Below are 24610 nucleotides of genomic sequence, written 5' to 3'. Positions count from 1 at the left end.
GCGGCGGTGAACCCGCTCCCCCGGGAGAGGGACCGGTCAGCCGGACGGGGTGACGAAGCCGGACTCGTAGGCGGCGATCACCGCCTGGGTGCGATCGCGTACGCCCAGCTTGGCCAGCACGTTGCCGACGTGCGTCTTGACCGTCTCCACCCCGACCACCAGATGCGCGGCGATCTCCGGGTTGGACCGGCCGGTGGTCATGAGCCGCAGCACCTCGGCCTCCCGCTCGGTGAACCGGGCGGCGGTCAGCCGGTCGCCGCCCGTCGGCCCGTACGCGCCGGCCAGCCGGCGGATCGCGGCCGGGAAGAGCAGCGACTCCCCCGCCGCGACCACCCGGACCGCCTCGACCACCTCGGCCGGCCGGGCCCGTTTGAGCAGGAACCCGGCGGCGCCGGCGCGCAGCGCCTCGTAGACGTACTCGTCGTTGGCGAAGGTGGTGACCACCAGCACCCGCGGCGGGTCGGCGGAGGTGGCCAGCAGGTGTCGCGTGGCCTGGATGCCGTCGATGCCGGGCATCCGCACGTCCATCAGCACCACGTCCGGCCGGTGCCGGGCGACCAGCGGCGGCACCTCGGCGCCGTCGGCGGCCTCGGCGAGCACCCGCAGGTCGGGTTGGGCGTCGATGATGGCCCGCAGCCCGACCCGGATCAGCTCGTCGTCGTCGACGATCAGCACACCGGTGGTCATCGCGTCCCCTCGTACGGCAGGCGAGCCCGGATCAGCCACCGGCCGCCGTCCGGGCCCACGCTGAGCAGGCCGCCGAGCAGCAGCACGCGTTCCCGCATCCCGTCCAGGCCGCGGCCGCCCCGCCCCGGGTCGGCGCGGCCAGCGCGGCCCACCGCGTTGGCCAGCTCCAGCTCCAGCGCGTCCGGGTGCAGGTCCAGCCGCAGCGTCACCGGCCCGTGGCCGTACCGTGCCGCGTTGGTCAACCCTTCCTGGACGATCCGGTAGCTCTCCCGGGAGACCGCCGGCGGCACCCGCGCCGGGTCGCCGGTGCGCTGCGCGTGCACCGCCAGCCCGGTCGCGCGGGTGTCGGTGACCAGCCGGTCCAGGTCGGCGAGGGTACGCTGCGGCGCCACCGCGGGCCGGTCGCCGCCGGTCTCCCGAAGCAGCCCGAGGACATGGTCCAGCTCGTCCATCGCGGTCCGCCCGGCCTCCTCGATGGCGGTGAGCGCCCGCCGGACGAATTCCGGGTCGGTGTCGAGCACCTCGCGGGCGGCCCCGGCCTGGAGAGTGGCCACCGTCAGCGCGTGGCCGACCGAGTCGTGCAGTTCCCGGGCCAGCCGGTTGCGTTCGGCGAGCCGGGTGGCCCGCGCCTCCAGTGCGGCGATCCGCTCCGCCGGGGTCGGGCCGAGCAGCACCGGTGCCATCGACCCGGCGAGCGCGCCGAGCCCGGCCACGGCGTAGCCGAGACCGGCCAGCAGGACCACCCCGGTCAGCGTCAGCCAGCCGGTGTCCCGCCCGTCCAGTGGCCCGAACCGTTCCCGGCTGACCAGGTCGGCGCCGATGCCGAACTGCTGGGCGATGAAGGCCAGCGCCATCGGCACGGCCGTGATCAGCGCGACCATCACCAGCGCGCCGATGGTGAGGTGGGTGGCGATCCACAGGGCGCTGCGCAGCCGGGTGTCCCGGTCGCCGCGGTGCCCCGGCGCGGGGTCGGGCAGGTCGACGCCGAGCAGCGCCCGTACGGCGGCGATCTCCAGCGCCCGGCTGCCGTCGAGCAGCAGCGGCACCACGGCGATCACCAGCGCGATCACCAGCAGGGCGAACACCAGCGGACGGGGGACCTCCGAGCCGGTGAGCAGCTGGGCGAAGGTCACCGCGAGCAGCCCGTACGGGAGCGCCAGCACGCCGCCCAGCAGCAGGAACACGCCACGCCGCCAGGTGCTGCCGGCGACCAGCGGGGCCAGCGCCGCTCGGGGAGTCACCCCGCCATTCTGCTGCCGTCACCGGCCTCCGCGACTCCCCCGTGCCGGGGAGATCGAGCCGCGTTCAGCGGTGGTCGGCCACGTACGACTGCGGGTCCTTGTCGCGGAACGCCAGGTCACGCCCGTTCTTGTGCTCGCCGTAGAAGGTGAGCCAGCGGTGGCCCAGCTCGGCGCGCAACTCACTGCTGGCATGCCGGCGGAAGTCGGGTAGGGCCTCGTCCTCCTCCTCGGCCAGGTGCTCGCTGTTCTCCCGGCGGGCCGTGCCGACCGCCGCCCACCAGCGTTCCGAGCCGACGGGGTGCAGCTTGGACTCGGCGATGGCGTCCCTGATCTTGTTGTGGTCGCCGATCGCGTCGGCGGTCTCGTCCTCGCCGTCGTCGCCGTGCTTGACCAGGTGCGGGTAGAGGATCGCCTCCTCGGCCTCGGCGTGGATGTCCAGGTGCAGGGCGAGTGCGTCCCAGATCGCCAACAGCTCCTGCTCGTCGCGGGCGTCGTCTAGGCGGGCGAAGCCGCGCCGGAAGGCGGCGTGGTCGTCCAGGATCAGTGCGGTGATGTCGTCCACTGTGCTCACTTTCCCGTCGGACTGGTGAACCGGGCGCGCAGCATTCGGGGCATCGCGGCGAGGCCGGTGATCGGGCGGAACCGTTTGGCGGCCTCGGCCAGCGCGGCGTACTCGTCGTCGGCGAGGTCGATGTCTGCGGCGGCGGCGTTGCGTTCCATCTGCTCCACTCCGGACGCGCCGGGGATGGCCAGCACGTTCGGGTGGCGCAGCACGTAGGCCAGCGCGATCTGGCTGGGGGTGGCGTCGTGCGCGTCGGCGACCTGGCGCAACGTGTCGATCAGGGCGCTGCCCCGCTCCAGGTTCTCCGGCAGGAAGTACGGGTTGGCCCGCCGGACCGCGCCGGTCGGCGGGTTCTTCGCGTCGTACCGGCCGGAGAGGAAGCCCTGGGCCAGCGGGCTGTACGCGATGACCACCCGGCCGGCCTCCCGGGCGTACGGCAGCAGGTCCTGCTCGGGCGCGCGGTCCACCATGCTGTAGCGGACCTGGTTGCTGAGCACCCGCCGGCCGAGCGCCGCCTCGGCGACCTGCCAGCGGCGCAGCCCGTAGTTGCTCACCCCGACCTCGCTGACCAGCCCGACGTCCTGCAACGCGCGCATGCCGCGCATGGTGGTGTGGTCGGCGACCAGCGGGTGGGGCTGGTGCACCTGGTAGAGATCGAGGGAGGTGACGCCGAGTCGGGCCGCCGAGGCGACCGCCCGCTGCTGCACCACCGCGGCCACCGGCCAGACCGGGAAGAGCTTGGACGCGACCACCACCTTGGGCCGGTCGTCGCCGAGCGCCGCGCCGAGGATCCGCTCGCTGCGCCCGAAGCCGTAGACCTCAGCGGTGTCGAAGACGGTCACGCCCAACTCGAGGGCCCGCCGCACGATCTGCGCCGCCTGGCGCTCGAATTCCGGGCCGTAGCCCCACTCCCGGGAGCCGAACTGCCAGGTGCCCAACCCGATCTTCGACAGCGGTTTGGGAGTGTCGAGCGCAATGAGACGCATGGCCTCGAAGCTACCCCTTTGTCCGGCTCCACGCGCCCGATCCCGCGTACCCCGAGCCGGAGCTAGGCTCATGATCGTGACCTACCTCGCCGCCGCGGATGACCGCTACGACACGATGACCTACCGGCGCAGCGGACGCAGTGGCCTGCGGCTGCCCGCCGTCTCCCTCGGCCTGTGGCACAACTTCGGCCCGGACCGCCCGTACGAGCGCCAGCGCGACATCGTCCGGCGCGCCTTCGACCTGGGTGTCACCCACTTCGACCTGGCCAACAACTACGGCCCGCCGCCCGGCGCCGCCGAGGAGAACTTCGGCCGGATGCTCGCCACCGACCTGAAGCCGTACCGGGACGAGCTGGTGATCTCCAGCAAGGCCGGCTACCTGATGTGGCCCGGCCCGTACGGCGAGTGGGGCTCGCGCAAAAACCTGATCTCCTCGCTGGACCAGTCGCTGAGCCGGATGGGACTGGACTACGTCGACGTCTTCTACTCGCACCGGTTCGACCCGGACACCCCACTGGAGGAGACGATGGGCGCGTTGGACGCCATCGTCCGCTCCGGCAAGGCCCTCTACGTGGGCATCTCGAACTACAACTCCGAGCAGACCGCTCGCGCCGCCGCGATCCTGGGCGAGCTGGGCACGCCGCTGCTGATCAACCAGCCGTCGTACTCGATGCTCAACCGGTGGACGGAGGCCGACGGCCTGCTCGACACGCTGGAGCAGGTCGGCGCCGGCTGCATCGCGTACAGCCCGCTGGCCCAGGGTCTGCTGACCGACCGCTACCTGGCTGGCATCCCGGCCGACTCCCGGGTGCGCACCAGCGTCTTCCTCAACGAGAGCGACCTCAGCGAGGAGAAGATGGCCACCATCCGGGGGCTGGGGGCGGTCGCCGAGCGGCGCGGTCAGTCACTGGCCCAGCTCGCGCTGGCCTGGGCGCTGCGCGACCCGCGGATGACCAGCCTGATCATCGGGGCGAGCAGCGTGGAGCAGCTGGAGACGAACATCGCCGCGCTGGACAATCTCGACTTCAGCGCCGAGGAGCTGGCCGAGATCGACCGGCACCTGGGCTGAGCGCCGCCGGGCCGCTGGCGGGCCGGGTCACCAGATCCGGCGCCGCCCGGCCCGGTGGTTGCGCACCCCGCACTGCCGGCCGACCGGCGCGACGCCGGCGCGACGCAGCCGAGCCGCGCCGACCAGCAGCGCGATCACCAGCACGGCGGCGGCACCGGCCAGCATGGGCCACCGGCTGCTGAGGTCGGTCACCGACGCCACGGGCACGCCCGGGTCGGCCGCCGCCGCCACCGCCGGCTCGGTGGCGGCCGGCCGGCTCGCGGCGGTACGCGGCACCGCCGGCGCGCCCTTCGTCGCGGCGGCCGGTTTCGGGGTACCCGTCGCCGTGCCGCCGCGCGCCGCGCGGAACACCACGTCGGAGCAGGAGTAGTAGGTGTCCGGGGTGTTGGAGTTCTGCCAGATCGTGTAGATCAGGTGTCGGCCGTTCCGGCCCGCCGGCAGCCGGCCCGGCAGTTGGTACGCCCCGGCCCGCACCGGCGGGTCGGTCACCGTCAGAAACGGGCGCGACTCCAGATCCGCCCAGGTCAGCGGTGCCCGCGGGTCATAGCCGGGCCGGGTGACGTAGAGCCGGAAGCTGCCTCGGTGCTCGATGGTGGTCCGGTACCGGAAGGTGAACCGGGCGCCGGCGGTCAGCTCGGTGCTCGGCCAGTCGGTGCGGGGCAGGTCCAGCCCCCGGTACGCGGAGAGCCCTCCGCTGCACAGCTCACCGTCCGGGATCTTCTCCCGGTCCCGGCCGTTGATCGCGGCGACCCGGACGTTGTCCCACTCGCGTACCGCCGCACCCGCCTCGACCGCCGCCCGGCAGGCGCTGGTGGCCGCGTACCGGCCCTCGGGTCCGCACGCCGCGGCCCGGCTGACCGGGCTGGTCGGGGCGCCGTGCGCGGCGGCGGGCGCGGCGCTGAACGGCACGGCCGCGACGGCGACCAGCACGGCGGCGAGCACTCGGCGCACGGTCATGGTGTGACCTCCCGCGCAGTGGTACGGGCGCGGGGCGACAAAGGTTCGACGTCGGGGCGGCCGGGAATCGCGGACCCCTGACCTACAGCCGAAAACGCCCTGACCGGATACTCCCGGTCAGGGCGTTTCGCAAGGTGGAGCCGAGGGGACTCGAACCCCTGACCCCCACACTGCCAGTGTGGTGCGCTACCAGCTGCGCCACGGCCCCTTGCTGTGTCCCGGCCGCCCGGGCACTGGGAAACTATACACATCCCGTTCGGCATGGTCATCTCGCGGGGTCCCCGCCGACGCCACCCCCGGGCTCCCGCCGAACCGGGTCAGTTGAGCGCCACGTCCGGCGGGAAATGGGCGACGGCGGCCATCATCCCGCCCTGCCGGCGCAGCACCATCGGCCACAGGTCGTCCGGCCGGTCGACGAAGGCGTCACCGGGCAGCGCGTCCAGCAGGAACCAGGAGCCGTCGGCGATCTCCTGCTCCAACTGGCCGCTCCCCCAGCCGGAGTAGCCGGCGAAGACCCGGATGCCGCCGATGCTCTCCCGCAGCCGCTCCGGGTCGACCGAGAGGTCGATCGTGCCGACCGCCCCGGAGACCTGGTGAAAGCCCTTGACCCGGCGCAGCGGGTGGCGCATCCGCGCCAGGCAGATGGCCGAGTCGGGCTGCACCGGGCCACCCTCGAAGAGCACCGCCGGGTGACGGGCCAGGTCGTTCCAGTCGCCGAGCACCTCGGCGACCGGCACCTCGGTGGCGCGGTTCAGCACCACGCCGAGCGCGCCGCCCGGCTCGTGGGCGACCAGCAGCACCACCGTACGGTCGAAGTTCGGGTCCTTGAGGGCCGGAGTCGCGACCAGCAGCCGCCCGGTCATCGACTCCATCGCCCGTCCGCCGATCGCCTGGCCCTCTCCCTGCATCCCACACACCCGTCAACCGTGAGCCCGCGCCGGGGATCCGCAACCCACCGGATCCGCACGGTGCACCGGGATCATCCGTGCTGTCAACGCCATGCCTGGCACCATAGCCTGCGTCCCGGGTGCTGGCTAAGGTCTGACCGGCGGGTGATCGGACAGTTGAGACGGAGGGCCGATCGGCACCGACGGCGGGCGTCGCGGTGATCGACGGATCGCGTTCCCGTCCGGGGCACGGCCGGATACGCCAGGGTGCGCGCCCGGTCACGACGCCCGGGAAACGCCCGAAAGGTCCGTCACATCCCGATAGATTCGGCTGATCGAGAGGGCGGCGCGGTCGTCCCTGCGCGCGACACGGAGGCAGGTGGCGATGGCAACGGTCCGGGACGCGACGTACGACGTGCTCCGCACCCTCGGCATGACCACCATCTTCGGCAACCCCGGCTCCACCGAGGAGCCGTTCCTGCGGGACTTCCCGGCCGACTTCCACTACGTCCACGCCCTGCACGAGGCGACGGCGGTCGCGATGGCCGACGGCTACGCCCAGGCCACCGGCGCACCCGCCCACGTCAACCTGCACACCTCCCCGGGCACCGGCAACGGCATGGGCAACATGGTCACCGCCTGGCACAACAAGACCCCGCTGATCGTCACCGCCGGCCAGCAGACCCGCGAGATGTTGCTGCTCGAACCCCGGCTCACCAGCCGCCGGGCCGCCGAGCTCCCCCAGCCGTACGTGAAGTGGGGCTACGAGCCGGTCCGGGCGCAGGACATCCCCGCGGCGCTGCTGCGCGCGTACGCGACCGCGGTGCAGCCGCCGGCCGGGCCGGTGTTCCTGTCCCTGCCGATGGACGACTGGGACCAGCCGGCCGACTCCCCACCCGCGCCGCGCACGGTGGCCACCCGGTTCGCACCGGACCCGCAGCGGCTGGGCGAGTTCGCCCGGGCCCTGGCCGGCAGCCGCGACCCCGTCCTGGTGTTCGGGCCCGGGGTGGACCGGTCCGGGAGTTGGTCGACCGCGATCGCGCTGGCCGAACGGCTGGCCGCGCCGGTCTGGTCGGCCCCCGCCCCGGAACGGGCCGTGTTCCCGGAGGACCACCCGCAGTTTCGCGGGGTGCTGCCGTTCGCCATCGGACCTTTGGCCGAGGCGCTGCGTGGACACGACACCGTCCTGGTGGTCGGCGCTCCGGTGTTCCGCTACTACCCGTACGTGCCGGGCGATCACCTGCCCGACGGCACCCGACTGCTGCACGTGACGGACGACCCGGACGAGGCCGCCCGGGCCCCGGTCGGGGACAGCCTGCTCGGCGATCCCGGGCTGACCCTGGCCGCGCTGCTCGAGCTGGTGCCGCCGGCCGACCGGCCACCACCGGCGCCTCGGGCCGCCCCGGCGCCGCCGGAGGTCACCGCGCCGCTGAGCGCGGACGCGCTGTTCGCCGCGTTGGCCGCGCACTGGCCGGCGGACGGAGTGCTGGTCCAGGAGTCACCGTCCAACCTGTCCGCACTGCGCCGCCGGCTGCGGATCGCCCGCCCGGCGTCGTACTTCACGATGGCCAGCGGCGGTCTCGGCTACGGCCTGCCGGCCGCGGTCGGGGTGGCGCTGGCCGAGCGGGACACCGGGCGCGGCCGACCGGTGGTGGCGGTGGTCGGCGACGGCTCGTTCCACTACTCCGTGCAGGCGCTGTGGACCGCCGCCCGGCTGTCCCTGCCGGTGGTGGTGGTCGTGCCGGTCAACCAGCAGTACGCGATCCTCAAGGCGTTCGCCGAACTGAAAAAGACGCCCGGGGTGCCCGGACTGGACCTGCCGGGCCTGGACATCACGGCGATCGCGGCCGGCTACGGCTGTGCCACCGAGGTGGTCGAAACACCCGACCAGTTCGGCTCGGCGCTCGCCGCCGGACTGCGCGCCGACCGCCCCACCGTGCTGCCGGTGCCGATCAGCACCGACGTGCCCACCATCCTCTGACCGGCACTCCCGGCCTGCCTCAGCCGGTCAGCGCGGGGCGATCGACAGCGGGGTGCCGGTGGAGACGTCCAGCACCGGCCGTGCGCCCAGCGGCGCGGCCAGGGTGACGGTGACCGGCTCCAGTTTGAGCAGGTCGGGACAGGGGCCGGTGGACCGGGCGGTGAAGCCCCCGCCGACCACCACCACGTCCGGCCGTTCCTGCACGAGCGGAGTGATCCCGGTGTCGCAGGCGCCGACACCGAGCCGGACGGTCAGCCGCGCGCCGTCGACGGCCGTCAGGTCCTGAGCGGACAGCAGTCCGTCCGGCAGCGGCCGCGCCGGGGCGGTGGGGTCGGGGACTGGAACGATCGCCGTCGGCGCGACGGCGAGCCGCGCCACCGGAACGGCCAACTCCTCGACGGTGAACAGCCAGGCCGGGACCTGCGCCTCGCCCCGGCTGGTGCGGACCGGCACGGTGCCGAGCGTGACGCCGGTGACGGTCAGCGGAAGGCAGGCGGTCTCGGGGCCGCTGCTGACCCAGCCGTCCGGGCCGGGTTCGATGGTGGGGCCGGGGGTCGGCAGTCCGGGCCGCTTCGGTCGCCCGGGGCAGGGCAGCGGGTCACCCTGGTGGAGCTGCCGGTACGCCTCCGCCGCGCTCACCAACGGCAGGGTCAGCCGGCCGTCCGGGAAGCGGATCTCCCCGCCGACCCGGGTGGGCGGGATGGGCACCTGCTCCCGGTACCAGCCGGCCCGGAAGGCGGCCTCGGTGTCGGGGGTGAAGCGGGGGTCGCCGGTCAGCACCGTCGGCCCCTGCAACGGGACGTACCCGGTGCGCCATTCGGGGCCGGGGCGCCACGCCTCCGCGACCTCGGTGGCCCGCTGGTCGAAGGTTTCCGACCGGTGCGCCGGGGCGGTGGGTCCGTCGGCCGGGCCGCCGCCCGTCGGGGCGCAGCCGACCGCGAGCAGCAGCAGGGGCAGACCGAGGAGCAGAAGCGATCGACGCATGCGGGTTTCGACGGTCCCGTCGACGCCCTGGTTCCCGCCGTCGGCGGGCCCACGCTCAGGTCTCGCCACCCAGGTCCGTCTGGTACGCCTGCCACAGCAGGTCCGCGCCGCGCCGCCGATGCCGTGCCAGCGTCCGCAGCAGGTACGCGGCCCGGTGGCGCAGCTCGTCCGGGCTGGCGTCGGACTGCTCGGCGACCCGCTGCACGGCCAGGAGCGCGGCGCCGATCGCGGTGTGCTCCCGGGTCAGCAGCCGGACACCGTGGCAGAGCCGGGGCGCGTGGGTGAGCAGTTCCCGGTAGAGCCCGCCGGGGCCCTCGGTGACCTGGACGTGCTCGGTGAAGCCCTGCCTGACCGGGTGCAGCCGCAGCAGCACGCGTTCGCGCCAGTGCGGCTCGGTCGGCGCCGCGGCGACAGCACGGGCGAGCACGTGCACGTCACCGGTGAGCCCCGCCGGGCGCGGGTCACCGGGCAGCCGCTCGGTGGGGAGGCTGGCCGGATGCGGTTGCGCGGCGGGCGGCCGGGCGACGACTGTCGGCTGCTGAACCGGACCGGTGACCATGGGCACCTCCCGCGCTTGCGCTGCTACCGCATACCGCGATGGTGAACCCGCCCGTCCGCCCCTGTCCAGGGCCCCTGGCCGCCTCTTCTGCCCCACCCGCCGCAGTGGTCCCGCGCGCCCCACCCGTATGCGGCTCAACCGCCGAAGGGGTGCTCCGCGAGGCGACGCAGCGCGCCGGCGACGGCGTGCGCGTCGCCGTCACGGCCGTCGGTGGGACGCCCGGTGGTGATCGCGTCGGCCAGCGCCCGCAGCTCGGACGGGGGCAGGGTGGGCAGCCCCATGCCGTGCAGCGGGATGGTGAGCCGCCGTCCGCTCTCGTGGTCGGTGGCGACGATGACGGGCGCGCGGTGCCCCCGCGCCCGCGGGTCGTCGTCCCCCGCCCCGCCGTACGGCATCATCCCGGCGTCGATCCGGGCGGTCGCGAGGTCGACGGTGCGGCTGCCGAACGCGCCGCGCACCCGCACCCGACTGCCGTCCAGCCAGGCGGCCGTCCGCAGCACCCGCAGCACCAGGTAGACGCCGAGCAGGGCGAACGGCAGCCCGCACAGCCCGACGAGCCGGCCGGACCCGGACTGGTCCCAGCCGCCACCGCCGCCGGAGTCCCGCAGCGCGGGCGGCAACATCCCCGGTGGCACGTCGCGGGCTTCCTCATAGGAGGCGAACCCGTCGCCGGGGCCGGTCAGCTGGCGCAGCAACCCGTCAGCGACCAGGGGCAGCAACACGAACGCGGCACCGACGGCGGCGACGAACACGCCGGCCAGCACCGAGACGGTGCGCTGGCCGGGTGACGCGCCGACCGACAGGCGCAGTTCCTCGATCCGCACAGCCGGCAGCCTAGGCGAGCCGGGCTGTCGGCCGCGTGCTGGCGTCCGCCGGGTGCGAAACCCGGGCGGGATACGACGATGCGCCCCGGCCGGTGGGCCGGGGCGCATCGCTTTCGAGGTGGTGGAGGTGCCGGGAATCGAACCCGGGTCCTTCGCCGGTTTGTCAGGGCTTCTCCGAGCGCAGCTCGCTGTGCCTCTACTCGGCCCCACCGCTCACGCGAGCAAGTTGGTGTGACGGGCCCAGTCGCTGATTAATCTCGCCGCACGGACCCCGCGACCGGGTCCGATTGGCCAGCCTCCTAGCTGATGCCGGCTACTGGGACGAAGGCGTTCCCAGGCCGACAGACTTAGCTACTCGCCTCAGGCGGCGAGAGCGAAGTCAGCGCGATTGTTCTTGGCGCTTATAAGTTTCCGACGACCGATTCTCGAGACGACGTCGGCTTCCTCGGCTCGCTTCCCCTGTCGCTGCGTACGAAGTCGAAACCAGTCACCCCCTCGACAGGCCGCCGATGTGGCGGCACTGACAAGACTAACGCCTGCCGCAACGGGTTTCATCCCGAGCCCCGGGTCGGCGTGCCGACCCGGACAAACGGGACAAACTAGTCGTCCATTCCCTTGCCGCGTCGACCGCTGACCCGGGCGATCTCCCGGTCCGCGTCCCGCTTGGCGAGGTCCTGCCGCTTGTCGTACGCCTTCTTGCCCTTGGCCAGGGCGATCTCCACCTTGGCCCAGCCGTCGGAGAAGTAGACCTGCAACGGGACCATGGTCAGGCCCCCCTCGCGGGTCTTGCCGATCAGCCGGTCGATCTCCCCACGGTTGAGCAACAGCTTGCGGGTACGCCGGGGCTCGTGGTTGGTCCAGGTGCCCTGGGTGTACTCCGGAATGTGCATCGCGTGCAGGAACAACTCGCCGTTGCGCTCCTGGGCGAACGCGTCCACGAGCGACGCCCGCCCGGCCCGCAGCGACTTGACCTCGGTGCCGGTCAGCGCCATGCCCGCCTCGTACGTGTCGAGGATCGAGTAGTCGTGGCGCGCCTTCTTGTTGGAGGCGACCACCTTGCGCCCCTTTTCCCGTGGCATCGGCGCCACCCCCTCTCCTGATCATCGCCCGCCGGGGTCACCCCGGCCGGACAACCGATCATGCTACCTGAATCACAAGGACCCTCCCGCGCCGTTTATTTCCGGCGCGGGAGGGTCCCCGGGAGACGACGGGACGACCCGTACGGTCGCTACACCCGCAGGTAGAAGCGGAGGGTGGTCCAGGCGGTGACGGCGCTGATCAGGCCACCGACGCCGGCCATCAGCGGGAAGATGAACAGGATGTCCCCCCAGCTGATCGGCGAGAGCAGGCCCTCCAGGGCCTTGAGCGACCCGTCGAAGAGCAGATACTTCGCCGCTATCAGTGCCGCCAGGCCGAGCAACGAGCCGATCAGGCCGGCCACGACGGCCTCCAGCACGAACGGCGCCTGGATGAACCAGTTGGATGCGCCGACGAGTTTCATGACCGCCACCTCACGCCGCTTGCTGTACGCGGCCACCTGAATGGTGTTGGCGACCAGCAGCAGCGCGGCGACAGCCATCACGATGGCGGCGGCCAATGCGATGTTCTGGATCGCGGTGAGGATGTTGAAGATCTTGTCCAGCAGTCGGCTCTGGTCGACGATCTCGTCGACGCCCTCGGTGTCCTTGTACTGGTCGTAGATGTTCTTGTACTGCTCCGGGTTGTTCAGCTTGATCCGGAACGACGGCGGAAGGCTGTCCTCCTTGACGGCGCTGATCAGATCCGGCGCGTCCTGGAACATCTCCTGGAACCGCTTGTACGCCTCGGCCTTGTCGACGTAGATGACGTCGCTGACCAGCGGGTCAGCCTCGAGCTTCGCGTTCATCTGCTCGCGCTGCTCGTCGGTCACGTCAGTCTGAAGGAAGATCGAGACCTGGATGTTCTTGTAGTAGAGGTCCTTCATGTCGTCGACCTGGCGGTACATGAGACCGCTGGCGCCGAGCATGGTCAACGAGACCGCCATCGTGATGATCATCGCGACGGTCATGGTCACGTTGCGCCACAGTCCGACCAGTACCTCGGACAGGACGTATTTCACGCGCATCGGGGGTTCCTCCGGGTCTCCGGCATGAAGTGTTCGTCGTCAGGCTGCGCAGGGGTGGAGCGCCGGCTCACCCGTAAACGCCGCGAGCCTGGTCACGGACGATGCGACCGCTCTCAATCTCTACGACGCGGCGGCGCATCTGGTTCACGATGTTGGAGTCGTGGGTGACCATCACGACGGTCGTGCCGGTGCGGTTGATCCGGTCCAGCAGACGCATGATCTCGATCGAGGTGTCCGGGTCCAGGTTTCCCGTGGGCTCGTCCGCCAGGAGGATCAGCGGACGGTTCACGAACGCCCGGGCCACGGCGACCCGCTGCTGCTCACCACCGGAGAGCTCGTGCGGGTAGCGGTGCTCCTTGCCACCGAGCCCGACCAGCTCCAGCACCTCCGGCACGACCCGACGGGCAACCGCCTTGGTCTTGCCGATCACCTCAAGGGCGAACGCCACGTTCTCATACGCGGTGCGGTTCGGCAGCAGCCGGAAGTCCTGGAAGACGCAGCCGATCGAGCGCCGGAAGTGGGGTCGCTTCCAGGAGCGCATCGAGGTGACGTCCTTGCCGTTGACGACCACGCGCCCCTTGTTGGGGGCGACCTCGTGCAGCAGCATCTTGATGATCGTGGACTTGCCGGAGCCGGATGGACCGATGAAGAAGACGAACTCGCCCTTCTCGATCGAGACGGACACGTTGTCGAGCGAAGGCCGGGACGCCTTCGGGTACGTCTTCGTCACTTGCTCAAGCTGAATCACGGGTGGTGAGTCTACGCGGTGTGACGACAGAGCCAAGCCCCACGCCCCGCACAGACGGTGCGCGTCCTCGAATTAGGGTCTTACCGGGAGATCGACGACGCGCTCCGCCTGCGTGTGATCACGCACCGTCGCCGGCGATCTGACGCTGCTTGCGCCAACGGATACCCGCCTCGATGAAACCGTCCAAGTCGCCATCGAAGACCGCGCTCGGATTGCCGGTCTCCTGCTCGGTTCGGAGATCCTTCACCATCTGATACGGGTGCAGAACGTAGGAGCGCATCTGGTCGCCCCACGAGCCGGCGGCGTTCTCCTTGAGACCCTCAAGCTTGGCCTGCTCCTCCTGGCGCTTGCGCTCCAGCAGCCGAGCCTGGAGCACCCGCAGCGCGGAGGCCTTGTTCTGCAGCTGAGACTTCTCGTTCTGGCAGGTCACCACGATGCCGGTCGGAATGTGCGTGAGCCGGACCGCCGAGTCGGTGGTGTTGACGCTCTGCCCGCCCGGGCCGGAGGAGCGGTAGACGTCGACCCGCATCTCGTTCTCCGGGATGTCGATGTGGTCGGTCTGCTCGGTGACCGGCAGGACCTCCACGCCCGCGAAGCTGGTCTGCCGGCGGCCCTGGTTGTCGAACGGGCTGATCCGGACCAGCCGGTGGGTCCCCGACTCGACGCTGAGCGTGCCGTACGCGTAGGGCACCTTGACCGCGAAGGTGGCCGACTTCAGGCCCGCCTCCTCGGCGTACGAGGTCTCGTAGACCTCGGTCGGGTAGCCGTGCCGCTCCGCCCAGCGCAGGTACATCCGCAGCAGCATCTCGGCGAAGTCCGCCGCGTCCACGCCGCCCGCCCCGGCCCGGATGGCGATCAACGCCTCCCGGGAGTCGTACTCGCCGGAGAGCAGGGTGCGGACCTCCATCTCCTGGATGGCCTTGGTCAGCCCGGTGATCTCCGATTCGACCTCGGTCAGCACGCCCGGGTCGGACTCGGCCTCGGCCAGCTCCAGCAGCACCTGGGCGTCGTCAAGCTGGGCGCGCAGGCTGCCCAGCTTGCTGATCTCGCCGTTGACGTACGACAGCTGCGAGGTCACCTGCTGAGCCTTGGCCTGGTCGTCCCAGAGGTCCGGGGCGGAAGCCTCCTCCTCCAGCCGGGCCTTGTCCTCGTGCAGACGGTCAAGGTTGAGGACGGCCTCGATGTTTCGCAGGGTGGCGTCGAGTTCCTTGAGCTGTTCGGCGTAATCGGCAGCGGTCACGACAAACAAGCGTACTGTGCCGTGGGCAGCTCAGCTCGTTCCGTATGCGTGAACCCGCCGATCGTCACCCGACGGGGGCGGACTTCAGCCACGACAGGGCCGCGCGGTGGTAGGCGACGGCGAACTCCAGCGCGCTGGCGTCGTACGTCTCCCCGTCCCGTTTGGCGTTCTTCACCTGTTCCCGCACCTGGGCGAGGGCCTCCGTGTGGTATTCGTTGGCGGAGGCGTACAGGCCCTTGAGCTGGCTGGCGGAGTGCAACTCGCCGAAGGCCATCCGGAGCGCTATCGGGTTGCGGATGGTGTCCCGCCCCGGGTTCTCCGTCAACCAGCGGGAAAATGTCCGTTTCCCGCTGGCGGTGAGCGAGTACGGCTGACTCATCCGCGGCCCGGGCTTGCCGAGCCGCACAAAACCCCGCTCGGCCAGCACCGGCAACTCGCGGTAGACCTGACTGCGGGTCATCGACCAGTACGGCGCCAGCCGACGCTCAGCGGCGGCCATCAACTGGCCACCTGTCATGGGACCCTCGTGCAGCAGCCCGAGCAGGGCCGCCGCCGTGGGGTTGACTCCGGAATCCGCCATGCCCACTACGCTGCCACTTTGCGCTCCCGGCGTCCAGGATTTGCCGGTTTGCCACCCGACAGGACTTCCTATGTGCACTGTCGGTCGCAGACAGTCCATTGAGGACCATCGATGGATTGCGCGGACCGGTCGCGCCGACCCGGTCAGAGCCGGCTGCGCAGCTCCCACAACTCCGGATAGAAACGCGTCTCCACCCGGGACCGCAGGTAGGCGCCGCCCGCCGACCCGCCGGTGCCCGGCTTGGTGCCGATCTGCCGCTCGGCCATCAGCACGTGCCGGGCTCGCCACAGGGAAAATGCCTGATCGTGGGCGACCAGCGCCTCCGCGAGGTCCCAGAGCGGCCCGAACCGCTCCCGGTCCGCGGCGATCCTGGCGTACGCCGCGAAGCGCGCCTCGGCGTCGCCGACCGGGAACCCGGCCCGGGCGAGCACGGCCAGGAAGCCGTCCCAGAGGCTCGGCTCGACCAGTCGCCGTTCCAGTCGGTCCCGTTCGGCCGGCGGCAACCGGCGGAACCGATGAAGGAAATCCGGGTCCTTGAGCCCGGAGAGGAACTCGATCTCCCGGAACTGCACCGACTGGAACCCGCTGGCCGGGGCGAGCTTGGTGCGGAAGGCCAGGAAGTCCTGCGGCGTCATCGTGTCGATCACGTCGACCTGCCCGACCAGCACCCGCTCCACCACGTGGCAGCGTTCCAGCCGCACCCGGGGCAGGTACGTCTCGCCGGCCAGCATGCGGTCCCGGGCGTCGGACAGCTCGGCGAGCAGCAGCTTGAACCACAGCTCGTACACCTGGTGGATGGTGATGAAGAGCAGTTCGTCGTGGGAGGCCGGGTCGGACTCCGGCACCTGCGCGGCGAGCAGGTCGGCCAACCGAAGGTAGTCGCTGTAGGTGAGCAGGCCGCCCTGCTCGCCGAAGCGAGGGTCGGGCGCGGGGGTGGGGTGCGTCACCCCGGCCAGGCTACCGCCGGCGGCAGCGCCACGCGCGCCGCCGGCGGTCGACCGCCTCTCAGCCCATGTGGGGGTACGTGTGGTCGGTCGGCGGCACGAAGGTCTCCTTGATCGTCCGCGGCGACACCCAGCGCACCAGGTTGAGCCAGGACCCCGCCTTGTCGTTGGTGCCGCTGGCCCGGGCGCCACCAAAGGGCTGCTGCCCGACGACCGCGCCGGTGGGCTTGTCGTTGATGTAGAAGTTGCCGGCCGCGTACCGCATCCGCTCACCGACCGCGTCGACCACCCGACGGTCGGTGGCGAAAACCGACCCGGTCAGCGCGTACGGGGCGATCGACTCGGCCTGCGCGACCACGTCGTCGAAACGGGCGTCGTCGAAGACGTGCACGCCCAGGATCGGCCCGAAGTACTCGGTGGTGAAGGTCTCGTGGGCGGCATCGCTGCACTCGAAGAGCGTCGGCCGGACGAAGTACCCGACCGAGTCGTCGGCGGTGCCGCCGGCCAGCACCCGGCAGGTGTCGTCACCGGCGATCAGCTCCAGCGCGGCGGTGTGCCGCGAGAACGCCTTGTCGTCGATCACCGCGCCACCGAAGTTGCTGAAGTCGGCCACGTCGCCGTAGGTGAGCGAGTCGGCGGTGGCGGCCAGCCGGTCCCGCAGGCCACCCTCCCAGAGCGAGCGCGGCACGTACGCCCGCGAGGCCGCCGAGCACTTCTGGCCCTGGTACTCGTAGGCGCCGCGGATCAGCGCGGTGTGCAGGGCGTCCACGTCGGCGCTGGTGTGCGCGACCACGAAGTCCTTGCCGCCGGTCTCGCCGACCAGACGGGGGTAGCCCCGGTAGCGGGCGATGTTGTCGCCGACGGTCCGCCACAGCTGCTGGAAGACCTTGGTCGAACCGGTGAAGTGGATGCCGGCCAGGTCCGGGTCGGCGAGCACGACGTCCGAGACCTCCTCGCCCCGGCCGGTGACCATGTTGATCACGCCGGGCGGCAGGCCGGCGGCCTCGAACAGCCGCATGGTGAAGTGCGCGGCGAACTGCTGGGTCGGGCCCGGCTTCCAGATCACCGTGTTGCCGAGCAGCGCCGGTGCCGAGGGCAGGTTGCCGGCGATGGCGGTGAAGTTGAACGGGGTGACCGCGTAGACGAAGCCCTCCAGCGGGCGGTGGTCCAAGCGGTTCCAGACGCCGGGCGAGGAGCTGGGCTGCTCCTCGAGCAGGCGCCGGGCGAAGTGCACGTTGAACCGGAGGAAGTCGATGAACTCGCAGGCCGCGTCGATCTCCGCCTGGATCGCGGTCTTCGACTGCCCGAGCATGGTGGCGGCGTTGAGCGTGTCCCGCCACGGACCGGCGAGCAGCTCGGCGGCGCGCAGGAAGATCGCGGCGCGCTCCTCGAACGGCAGCGCCCGCCACATCGGGGCGGCGTCCTTGGCCGCCTTGATCGCGGCGCGGGCGTCGTCGTGGGTGGCGTGCGCCGTCACACCGAGCACGTGCGCGTGCTTGTGCGGCTGCACGACGTTGATCGGGTCGCCGGCGGCCATCCGCTGCTCACCGCCGATGGTCATCGGCAGGTCGATCCGCTCGGCGGCGAGCTCGGTCAGCCGCCGCTGGAGCCGGTCCCGGTCGGGGCTGCCCGGCTCGTAGTTGCGAACCGGCTCGTTGCGCGGCTCGGGTACGGAGAACACGGCATCCATCAAGGCTCCTGGCGATCTCGACAGCGGTGGCGAAACCGGACCCGCGGGCACCGACCGGACGGTCGAACACCGGACGCCGCACGGGAGGGCCGAGCTGCGGCGGGACCTCCCACGATTCTTCCATGCTGGGGTGCCCGCCTCACCTCCACCACCGCCGTCCCGCCAAGGACCGCCCCACCCCTCCTCTCCTTACCGATGAGACGCGGGCGGGTGAGCCGGCCCGGACAGCGGGCACCCGTCCGGCGTGAGCCGCGCCGGTCGGCACCGGTCGCGGCCGTCCCGTGACGGCGGAAGGTCCATCGGGCCCGCGTACCCTGAATGGTCGGTGACCTGCCGCCTCGAAGGGGAGACGATGACCAAGCAGCCCGGCCGCGTCCCGGCCGCGGAGTCGGACGAGCCGGCGGTCGACCCGGCCATCCCCAGCGGTCGGCCCGTGGCCGCGCCCGGCGCCGCCGTGCTCGCGCTGCTGGCGCTCGGCTGGCTGGCCGCCATGCTCTGGTCGACCCGGGAGGCCATCGCCTCGTCGGCGGCCGGGGTCACCGCGATCAGCCTCTCCGCGTTCGCCCTGCCCGGCGTGATCTCCGCCGCGCTGGTGGCCGGGGCGGCCGTCGCCCTGGCCTTCGGCAACCTGCTGTCCCGCCGGTACGGCGACGGGGTCACCCTGCGCTTCGTCGGCGCGATCGGGGCGGGGATGGTGGTCGGCCTGGCCGCCGCGCTCGCGATCAACCTCACCTACTTCGACACCTCGACCACCAACGTGATCGCGGGCACCACCGCGGCTGCGGCGATCATCGGTGGCGCGGTGGCCGGCGCGCGGACGGCACCGGCGGTCGGCGCGGCGACGGCCGCCGCGCTGGGCACTCTGGTCTTCGTGGTCGTGTTCAGCCGCGCCCGGGACCCGCTCTTCGACCTCTTCGGCGCGGGCGACAGCCAGGAGTCGCTGGTCAACGCGGCGAAGTGGGTGTCGCGCACCGAGTCGCTCGCCGCCGGCCTACTGGCCGGGCTGCTCGCCTTCGGCTACCTGCGCTGGGCACGACGACAGGCCGTGCGGCGCGATCCCGGCGCGCCGGCGCTGCGCTGGCCCGCGTACCTGCTCGCCGGGGCAGGGCCGGGGCTGCTCCTGCTGCTCGCCGAGGTGATCATCCGGATCGGTGGACGGTCGCTGCTCGACCTGGCCGGCGCGCTGAGCGAGGCGGACGCGGTGGCGCAGACCTCGCTGGGCACCTCGCGGGTGGACAACGGCATCTGGGTGCTCTTCGTGGGCGCGCTGACCGCGCTCATCGCGTTCGGCCGCACGCTCGGCCCGGCTCGGCCCGACGACGAACCCGTTGCGGCCGACGACTCCCCCGCACTGGACGCCGACGCGGACGACGCGGACCCGGCCGAGGTGGACCGGGCCCGCTGACCCCGGCCGGCGTCCGGCTCAGCCGGCGGACCGGAGCAGCTGGTCCAGCTCGCTCACGTCGTACCACTCCAGCTCGTGGTCCTCGGCGCCGTCGACGGTGAACTGGGCGTCCGGGTCACCGGCGGCGGCCTCGGCCACCACGTCGGCCGCGGCGGCGACCTCCTCGACCGCGTCCGTGCCGTCCACGTGGATCGCCGCGACGGCGCCCGCCGGCACCGCGTCGGCCAACGTCACCGTGCTGGAACCCAGCTCACCATCACCGCGCCCGAGCGCGGCGCGCGGCAGGTCGGCCGAGATGACGACCCGGCGGCGGGGCGCGGCCGGATCGGCGCGGAGCAGGTGCAGCGCGTCCTGGGCGGCCCGGGTGAACGCGACGTACTCCAACTCCTCCTCATCGCCCTCGGCGTACCACTCGCGCAGCGCCGGGGTCACCGCGTGCGCCTGGTCGGCGGTCAGCCCCTGCTCACGCAGGTGGGCCAGCATCGGTACGGTCGCCGGCACGTACACCCGGACAAGCTCGTCGGTCACCGGTCGTCTCCCCGCTCAGTCCTCCACCGGCGGCCGCCGGCACGGGCGCAGATCATGCCGCACGCCGTGACCGTCATACACCTCGCATCCAGCCGGTGGAAGTTCCCCGCCGGTGTGTCCCGCCACGCCTGGCTCGTCGCCGGGCCGTAGGGGTGCTGGGCGGTCCGGGCTGTCGATGGCAAACTGAGGCAAACGACAACAACCCCGGGAGTTCCTGTGGAGCCGAGGTTCCTGCTGCTCTCCGACGTCGCCGCCGAGCTGAACGTGTCGGACTCGCAGGTCTACCACATGGTGCGCAGCGGGGAGCTGCCGGCGATCAAGATCGGTGGTCGTGGCCAGTGGCGGGTCGAGCGCGCGCGGCTGGAGGAGTACATCGCGCACAAGTACGCCGAGACCGCCGACTGGGTCCGCGGCAACCCGCTCGTCGACCGCGACACCGAGTAGCCACCGCTATCCGCTGTGCCATTGACCGAGGCCGTTCCATGGCCCGGAGTTGAGTGAGTCGAAGGCAAACGAAGGCAAACGCAAGATCAGAAGGGGCAGCGATGAGTGAATCGCGATCCGGTCCGTCCCGGCCACCCGTGCGGCTGCGCCCCGTCCCGCCCATCGACCCTCCGTACGCCGACGAGGCCGACGGGGCGTACTGGCCACCGACCCACGGCCAGCTCGCCCTCGACCTGTTCGCCTCGACCAGGCCGGACCCGGTCCGGCCGCCGGACCGCCGCGCCGCCCTCCGCCGGGTGCCGGCGCGGCCCGGCATCCACCCGGTTCCGCCCTCGCCGCCGGCGACCACCCCGGAGTCGATCCGGGTCGCGCACCGCTTCGTCGACACCTGCCTGGAGGTGGTCAACGGCTACCGCTCGCCGGCGCAGTTGCGACCCCTGCTCGACCCGGCCCGGGCCGGTGACCTGCTCACCGAGCTGGCCCGCGCCACAAGGCGAGCCCGGGCCACCGCCTCCGGCTCGGACGCTGCCTCCGGGCGGACCGATGCCTCCGGGCGGACCGATGGGTCCCGGCGGGCCAGCGTCTCCGGGCGGGCCGGTGTTGAGGGGCGAGTCGGTGTTGAGGGGCGAGTCGGTGCCGCCGAGAGGGTCGGGCAGCCGGGGCGAGCCGGGATTTCCCGCCGCCGTGCCGAGCGACCGGTGGTCCGGCTGCGCCGGCTGCGAGCCTGTGAGCCCCGGGAGGCCGCGGTAGATGCTGCCGCGGTGCTCACCGGCGCGGGCGGCCACAGCTGGGCGATGGCGCTGCGCCTGGAACACCTCCGGGGCCGCTGGCTCTGCACCGCCCTCCAGGTCCTCTGACCCGCACCTCCGACACCGCGACGCCTCGGGACCGCACGCGCGCAGGCCGGCGCCTGCCTGCGTGCCGCCGGCCACGGGCTACAGACCAGATGATCGCCCCGGTTTACCGGAAATCGGGTCGTCGGCAGACTGCTGACACCCGACTTTTCCGTGGCCACCGTCCGGCAGTCGTGTGCCGAAAGAGGGCTATACCTGTGAGTCATAGATATGACTCACAGGTATAACGCTCATCAGGAACAGGTCGCCCCGGGAAGCCGAGCCATGGCGCGCCGGACGGGCACACGCGGGGTCCGGGGACACGAACAGGCCCCGGCCGATTGGCCGGGGCCCGTCGAGGTGCTGTCGGTCAGCCGCCGTTGGGGGCGCCGTGGCAGCGCTTGTACTTGCGGCCCGAGCCACACGGGCACGGCGCGTTGCGGGACGGGCCGTTGCTGGCCTCCGCCTGGTTCGGCGCGGGCCGTCGGGCGGCGGCCGACGGGACCGCCGGGCCACGCAGCCCGGAAGCCGGCCGCTGCGGAGCCGACGGAGCCGTCCGCCCCGGCGCCGCCGGGGCACCCGGGGCCGGTCGACCCACACCGAGCGCCGGGGCCTGCTGCTCGGCCTGCTCGACAGCCACCGCACCGGGGCTGGACTCACCGTCGATGGTGGGGGCGGAGTATTGCAGGCCCTGCCGCTGCGGCGCGCGGTTGAGGCCCTTCGCCCGGATCTCGACCGGCTTGTCGAGCAGCGTGACCTCCTCCGACTCCGCGGCCGGCTCCGGCTCGGTCACCTGGACGTCGACGTTGTAGAGGAAGCCGACCGTCTCCTCCTTGATGCCGTCCATCATGGTGGCGAACATGTCGAAGCCCTCGCGCTGGTACTCCACCACCGGGTCGCGCTGGGCGTACGCCCGAAGGTTGATGCCCTCCTGGAGGTAGTCCATCTCGTAGAGGTGCTCGCGCCACTTGCGGTCGATCACCTGGAGCAGCACCATCCGCTCGAGCTGGCGCACCCCCTCGGTGCCGACCTGCTCCTCACGGCGGTCGTACGCGGCGTTCGCGTCCTCCTTGAGGCGGGCAACCAGGAAGTCGGCGTCCATGCCGGCCCGGGAGCCGCCGGCCTCCTCCTCCAACTCCTCGATCGTCACGCCGACCGGGTAGAGCTGCTTGAGGCTGGACCAGAGCTGCTCAAGGTCCCAGTCCTCGCCGTAGCCCTCGGAGGTGGCACCCCGCACGTACGCCTCGACGGTGTCGTCGATCATGTTGCGGACCTGCTCAGAGAGGTCCTCGCCGTTGAGCACGCGGCGCCGCTCGGCGTAGACGACCTGGCGCTGCTTGTTGAGCACCTCGTCGTACTTGAGCACGTTCTTACGGATCTCGGCGTTCTGACCCTCGATCTGGGCCTGGGCGCTCTTGATCTGCCGGGTGACCATCTTCGACTCGATGGGCACGTCCTCCGGGATGTTGAAGCGCTCCATCACCGCCTCGACCGCACCGGCCCGGAAGCGCCGCATCAGCTCGTCCTGCAGCGACAGGTAGAAGCGGGACTCGCCCGGGTCACCCTGCCGGCCGGCGCGACCGCGCAGCTGGTTGTCGATCCGCCGCGACTCGTGCCGCTCGGTGCCCAGCACGTACAGGCCACCAGCGGCGGTGACCTCGTCCGCCTCGGCGTCGCAGGCCTGCTTCCACGTGGGCAGGACCTCCTCCATCGCCTTGGCGTACTCGTCCTCGTTCTCCAGCGGGTCGAGGCCGCGCTGGCGCAGATCGTTCGCGGCGAGGAACTCGGCGTTGCCGCCGAGCAGGATGTCGGTGCCACGGCCGGCCATGTTGGTGGCCACGGTGACCGCGCCCTTACGCCCGGCCTGGGCGACGATCTCGGCCTCCCGCGCGTGGAACTTGGCGTTCAGCACGTTGTGCGGGATGCCCCGCCGGCGCAGCAGCTGGGAGAGGATCTCGGAGTTTTCCACCGAGACGGTGCCGACCAGCACCGGCTGACCCATCTGGTGCCGCTCGGCGATGTCCTCGATGACCGCGTTGAACTTGGCCTTCTCCGTCTTGTAGATGACGTCCGGCCGGTCCTCGCGGACCATCGGGCGGTGGGTCGGGATGGTCACGACGCCGACCTTGTAGACCTTGTTGAACTCGCTCGCCTCGGTCTGCGCCGTACCGGTCATCCCGGACAGCTTGCTGTAGAGGCGGAAGTAGTTCTGGAGGGTGATGGTGGCCAGGGTCTGGTTCTCCTGCTTGATCTCCACCCCCTCCTTGGCCTCGATCGCCTGGTGCATGCCCTCGTTGTAACGGCGGCCGTGCAGGATGCGACCGGTGAACTCGTCGACGATCAGGACCTCACCGTCGCTGACGATGTAGTCCTTGTCGCGCTTGTAGAGCTCCTTGGCCTTGATGGCGTTGTTGAGGTAGCCGACCAGCGGAGTGTTCACCGACTCGTACAGGTTGTCGATGCCGAGCCGGTCCTCGACCTTGGCTACACCGCGCTCGGTGACCGCGATGGTGCGCTTGGAGTGGTCGACCTCGTAGTCGCCCTCGCCGTCGGTGCCGGGCTGGAGCCGGGCCACCACGCCGGCGAACTCTCCGTACCAGCGGGCCGAGTGCTCGGCCGGGCCGGAGATGATCAGCGGGGTACGCGCCTCGTCGATCAGGATCGAGTCGACCTCGTCGACCACCGCAAAGTTGTGCCCGCGCTGCACCAGCTCGTCCTTCGACCAGGCCATGTTGTCGCGCAGGTAGTCGAAGCCGAACTCGTTGTTGGTGCCGTAGGTGATGTCGCACTCGTACGCGGCCTTGTGCTCGCTGGCCGGCCGGTTGGGCAGCACCACGCCGACGGTCAGCCCGAGAAACTCGTGCACCCGGCCCATCCAGGCCGCGTCGCGCTGGGCGAGGTAGTCGTTGACCGTGATCACGTGCACGCCGTCGCCGGAGAGCGCGTTGAGGTAGACGGCCATGACCGAGGTCAGCGTCTTGCCCTCACCGGTCTTCATCTCGGCGATGTTGCCGAAGTGCAGCGCCGCGCCGCCCATCACCTGGACGTCGTACGGCCGCTGGCCGAGCACCCGGGCGGCCGCCTCGCGGGACACCGCGAACGCCTCCGGCAGCAGGTCGTCGAGGGTCTCCCCGTCGGCGAGCCGCTCGCGGAACTGCTCGGTCATGCCCCGCAGTTCCTCGTCGGTGAGGTTGACGTAGTCGTCCTCGATCGAGCTGACGGCGGCGGCGATGGCCTTGAGCCGGCGCACCATGCGGCCCTCGCCCGCGTTAAGGACCTTTTCCAGAATCGACACGGATCAACGCTCCCCTAGACAGTCTCGAACCATCGTAGGCGCTCCATCGGCGCGATGGTCAC

23 protein-coding genes, 1 tRNA gene and 1 other RNA gene are annotated in these 24610 nt (G+C 71.7%); 5 read left to right on the top strand and 20 right to left on the bottom strand.

The window, feature by feature from the left end; translation table 11 throughout:
* Positions 1 to 36: 36 nt before the first annotated feature.
* From ACWD6N_RS01485 to ACWD6N_RS01470, 4 genes are all read right to left on the bottom strand, one after another.
* Positions 37 to 687, bottom strand: a complete 651-nt coding sequence (locus ACWD6N_RS01485; protein ID WP_450004357.1) for a response regulator transcription factor — start codon at positions 685 to 687, stop codon at positions 37 to 39.
* On the bottom strand, positions 684 to 1928 hold the full coding sequence (locus ACWD6N_RS01480; RefSeq protein ID WP_450004356.1) for a histidine kinase: 1245 nt from the start codon (positions 1926 to 1928) through the stop codon (positions 684 to 686). Before ACWD6N_RS01480 ends, ACWD6N_RS01485 begins: the two co-directional genes overlap by 4 nt.
* 64 nt (positions 1929 to 1992) lie before the next feature.
* On the bottom strand, positions 1993 to 2499 hold the full coding sequence (locus ACWD6N_RS01475; RefSeq protein ID WP_450004355.1) for a hemerythrin domain-containing protein: 507 nt from the start codon (positions 2497 to 2499) through the stop codon (positions 1993 to 1995).
* Positions 2496 to 3476, bottom strand: coding sequence for an aldo/keto reductase (locus ACWD6N_RS01470; protein WP_450004354.1), 981 nt, complete (start codon positions 3474 to 3476; stop codon positions 2496 to 2498). Before ACWD6N_RS01470 ends, ACWD6N_RS01475 begins: the two co-directional genes overlap by 4 nt.
* 70 nt (positions 3477 to 3546) lie before the next feature.
* On the opposite strand from ACWD6N_RS01470, the gene mgrA reads away from it, so the two are divergent.
* Positions 3547 to 4545, top strand: a complete 999-nt coding sequence (mgrA, locus tag ACWD6N_RS01465) for an L-glyceraldehyde 3-phosphate reductase (RefSeq protein ID WP_450004353.1) — start codon at positions 3547 to 3549, stop codon at positions 4543 to 4545.
* Positions 4546 to 4572: 27 nt separating this feature from the next.
* Here mgrA and ACWD6N_RS01460 read toward each other — a convergent pair whose 3' ends face one another.
* The 3 genes from ACWD6N_RS01460 to ACWD6N_RS01450 form a co-directional block, all read right to left on the bottom strand.
* Entirely contained in the window at positions 4573 to 5502 is a 930-nt protein-coding gene (locus ACWD6N_RS01460) for a lytic polysaccharide monooxygenase auxiliary activity family 9 protein (RefSeq protein ID WP_450004352.1), read from the bottom strand.
* Between the two features lie 135 nt (positions 5503 to 5637).
* Positions 5638 to 5710: transfer RNA gene (locus ACWD6N_RS01455), tRNA-Ala, on the bottom strand.
* Positions 5711 to 5819: 109 nt separating this feature from the next.
* A complete protein-coding gene (locus tag ACWD6N_RS01450) occupies positions 5820 to 6410 on the bottom strand; it encodes a YqgE/AlgH family protein (RefSeq protein ID WP_354962813.1) in 591 nt (196 codons plus the stop codon).
* 364 nt (positions 6411 to 6774) lie between these two features.
* Between ACWD6N_RS01450 and mdlC the strand changes: the two genes are divergently transcribed.
* Complete coding sequence (gene mdlC, locus ACWD6N_RS01445; protein WP_450004351.1) at positions 6775 to 8370, top strand: benzoylformate decarboxylase; 1596 nt, start codon at positions 6775 to 6777, stop codon at positions 8368 to 8370.
* A 27-nt stretch (positions 8371 to 8397) separates the two neighbouring features.
* On the opposite strand, the gene ACWD6N_RS01440 is transcribed toward mdlC, so the two are convergent.
* The 11 genes from ACWD6N_RS01440 to pruA all read right to left on the bottom strand — a co-directional run bounded on the left by ACWD6N_RS01440 (position 8398) and on the right by pruA (position 18043).
* The gene (locus ACWD6N_RS01440) at positions 8398 to 9354 is read right to left on the bottom strand and encodes a hypothetical protein (protein ID WP_450004350.1); all 957 of its coding nucleotides are present in this window, start codon (positions 9352 to 9354) and stop codon (positions 8398 to 8400) included.
* Positions 9355 to 9409: 55 nt separating this feature from the next.
* Complete coding sequence (locus ACWD6N_RS01435) at positions 9410 to 9913, bottom strand: hypothetical protein (protein WP_450004349.1); 504 nt, start codon at positions 9911 to 9913, stop codon at positions 9410 to 9412.
* A 134-nt stretch (positions 9914 to 10047) separates the two neighbouring features.
* Positions 10048 to 10737, bottom strand: a complete 690-nt coding sequence (locus tag ACWD6N_RS01430) for a hypothetical protein (RefSeq protein ID WP_450004348.1) — start codon at positions 10735 to 10737, stop codon at positions 10048 to 10050.
* Positions 10738 to 10856: 119 nt separating this feature from the next.
* Positions 10857 to 11232, bottom strand: a transfer-messenger RNA (tmRNA) gene (ssrA, locus tag ACWD6N_RS01425).
* Between the two features lie 104 nt (positions 11233 to 11336).
* On the bottom strand, positions 11337 to 11816 hold the full coding sequence (gene smpB / locus ACWD6N_RS01420) for an SsrA-binding protein SmpB (RefSeq protein WP_354962808.1): 480 nt from the start codon (positions 11814 to 11816) through the stop codon (positions 11337 to 11339).
* Between the two features lie 149 nt (positions 11817 to 11965).
* Positions 11966 to 12841 carry a permease-like cell division protein FtsX gene (gene ftsX / locus ACWD6N_RS01415; protein WP_354962807.1) on the bottom strand — a complete coding sequence of 292 codons (876 nt, stop codon included), beginning with the start codon at positions 12839 to 12841 and terminating at the stop codon, positions 11966 to 11968.
* A gap of 67 nt (positions 12842 to 12908) precedes the next feature.
* Positions 12909 to 13589 carry a cell division ATP-binding protein FtsE gene (gene ftsE, locus ACWD6N_RS01410; RefSeq protein WP_030331491.1) on the bottom strand — a complete coding sequence of 227 codons (681 nt, stop codon included), beginning with the start codon at positions 13587 to 13589 and terminating at the stop codon, positions 12909 to 12911.
* Positions 13590 to 13707: 118 nt separating this feature from the next.
* A complete protein-coding gene (gene prfB, locus ACWD6N_RS01405) occupies positions 13708 to 14829 on the bottom strand; it encodes a peptide chain release factor 2 (protein ID WP_450004347.1) in 1122 nt (373 codons plus the stop codon).
* A gap of 64 nt (positions 14830 to 14893) precedes the next feature.
* Entirely contained in the window at positions 14894 to 15409 is a 516-nt protein-coding gene (locus ACWD6N_RS01400; protein WP_354962805.1) for a PadR family transcriptional regulator, read from the bottom strand.
* 143 nt (positions 15410 to 15552) lie between these two features.
* Complete coding sequence (locus tag ACWD6N_RS01395; protein WP_354962804.1) at positions 15553 to 16356, bottom strand: tryptophan 2,3-dioxygenase; 804 nt, start codon at positions 16354 to 16356, stop codon at positions 15553 to 15555.
* 58 nt (positions 16357 to 16414) lie between these two features.
* The gene (gene pruA / locus ACWD6N_RS01390; protein ID WP_450004346.1) at positions 16415 to 18043 is read right to left on the bottom strand and encodes an L-glutamate gamma-semialdehyde dehydrogenase; all 1629 of its coding nucleotides are present in this window, start codon (positions 18041 to 18043) and stop codon (positions 16415 to 16417) included.
* 352 nt (positions 18044 to 18395) lie between these two features.
* Here pruA and ACWD6N_RS01385 point away from each other — a divergent pair, with 352 nt between their 5' ends.
* Positions 18396 to 19448, top strand: a complete 1053-nt coding sequence (locus ACWD6N_RS01385; RefSeq protein WP_450004345.1) for a hypothetical protein — start codon at positions 18396 to 18398, stop codon at positions 19446 to 19448.
* Positions 19449 to 19466: 18 nt separating this feature from the next.
* Here ACWD6N_RS01385 and ACWD6N_RS01380 read toward each other — a convergent pair whose 3' ends face one another.
* Complete coding sequence (locus ACWD6N_RS01380; protein ID WP_387323466.1) at positions 19467 to 19976, bottom strand: DUF6912 family protein; 510 nt, start codon at positions 19974 to 19976, stop codon at positions 19467 to 19469.
* A gap of 216 nt (positions 19977 to 20192) precedes the next feature.
* Here ACWD6N_RS01380 and ACWD6N_RS01375 point away from each other — a divergent pair, with 216 nt between their 5' ends.
* Both ACWD6N_RS01375 and ACWD6N_RS01370 read left to right on the top strand, forming a co-directional pair.
* Positions 20193 to 20420, top strand: coding sequence for a helix-turn-helix transcriptional regulator (locus tag ACWD6N_RS01375; RefSeq protein WP_354962800.1), 228 nt, complete (start codon positions 20193 to 20195; stop codon positions 20418 to 20420).
* Between the two features lie 101 nt (positions 20421 to 20521).
* Positions 20522 to 21277 (top strand): Rv3235 family protein, encoded by a 756-nt coding sequence (locus tag ACWD6N_RS01370; RefSeq protein WP_387323461.1) that lies wholly within the window; start codon positions 20522 to 20524, stop codon positions 21275 to 21277.
* 346 nt (positions 21278 to 21623) lie between these two features.
* Here the strand turns inward: ACWD6N_RS01370 and secA are convergent, their stop codons facing one another.
* Positions 21624 to 24548, bottom strand: a complete 2925-nt coding sequence (gene secA / locus ACWD6N_RS01365; RefSeq protein WP_450004344.1) for a preprotein translocase subunit SecA — start codon at positions 24546 to 24548, stop codon at positions 21624 to 21626.
* Between the last annotated feature and the right edge of the window lie 62 nt (positions 24549 to 24610).

This window comes from Micromonospora sp. NPDC005163, assembly GCF_053599835.1.
The sequence above is the reverse complement of the archived record's forward strand: the minus strand, read 5'-3'. Positions and strand labels throughout refer to the sequence as shown.

Excerpts from the sequence above, each read along its gene's own strand:
- ACWD6N_RS01485 (WP_450004357.1), bottom strand. The coding sequence starts at position 687 with ATGACCACCGGTGTGCTGATCGTCGACGACGACGAGCTGATCCGGGTC.
- ACWD6N_RS01470 (WP_450004354.1), bottom strand. The coding sequence starts at position 3,476 with ATGCGTCTCATTGCGCTCGACACTCCCAAACCGCTGTCGAAGATCGGG.
- mgrA (WP_450004353.1), top strand. The coding sequence starts at position 3,547 with ATGATCGTGACCTACCTCGCCGCCGCGGATGACCGCTACGACACGATG.
- ACWD6N_RS01460 (WP_450004352.1), bottom strand. The coding sequence starts at position 5,502 with ATGACCGTGCGCCGAGTGCTCGCCGCCGTGCTGGTCGCCGTCGCGGCC.
- ACWD6N_RS01450 (WP_354962813.1), bottom strand. The coding sequence starts at position 6,410 with ATGCAGGGAGAGGGCCAGGCGATCGGCGGACGGGCGATGGAGTCGATG.
- mdlC (WP_450004351.1), top strand. The coding sequence starts at position 6,775 with ATGGCAACGGTCCGGGACGCGACGTACGACGTGCTCCGCACCCTCGGC.
- ACWD6N_RS01440 (WP_450004350.1), bottom strand. The coding sequence starts at position 9,354 with ATGCGTCGATCGCTTCTGCTCCTCGGTCTGCCCCTGCTGCTGCTCGCG.
- ACWD6N_RS01435 (WP_450004349.1), bottom strand. The coding sequence starts at position 9,913 with ATGGTCACCGGTCCGGTTCAGCAGCCGACAGTCGTCGCCCGGCCGCCC.
- smpB (WP_354962808.1), bottom strand. The coding sequence starts at position 11,816 with ATGCCACGGGAAAAGGGGCGCAAGGTGGTCGCCTCCAACAAGAAGGCG.
- ftsX (WP_354962807.1), bottom strand. The coding sequence starts at position 12,841 with ATGCGCGTGAAATACGTCCTGTCCGAGGTACTGGTCGGACTGTGGCGC.
- ACWD6N_RS01400 (WP_354962805.1), bottom strand. The coding sequence starts at position 15,409 with ATGGCGGATTCCGGAGTCAACCCCACGGCGGCGGCCCTGCTCGGGCTG.
- pruA (WP_450004346.1), bottom strand. The coding sequence starts at position 18,043 with ATGGATGCCGTGTTCTCCGTACCCGAGCCGCGCAACGAGCCGGTTCGC.
- ACWD6N_RS01385 (WP_450004345.1), top strand. The coding sequence starts at position 18,396 with ATGACCAAGCAGCCCGGCCGCGTCCCGGCCGCGGAGTCGGACGAGCCG.
- ACWD6N_RS01370 (WP_387323461.1), top strand. The coding sequence starts at position 20,522 with ATGAGTGAATCGCGATCCGGTCCGTCCCGGCCACCCGTGCGGCTGCGC.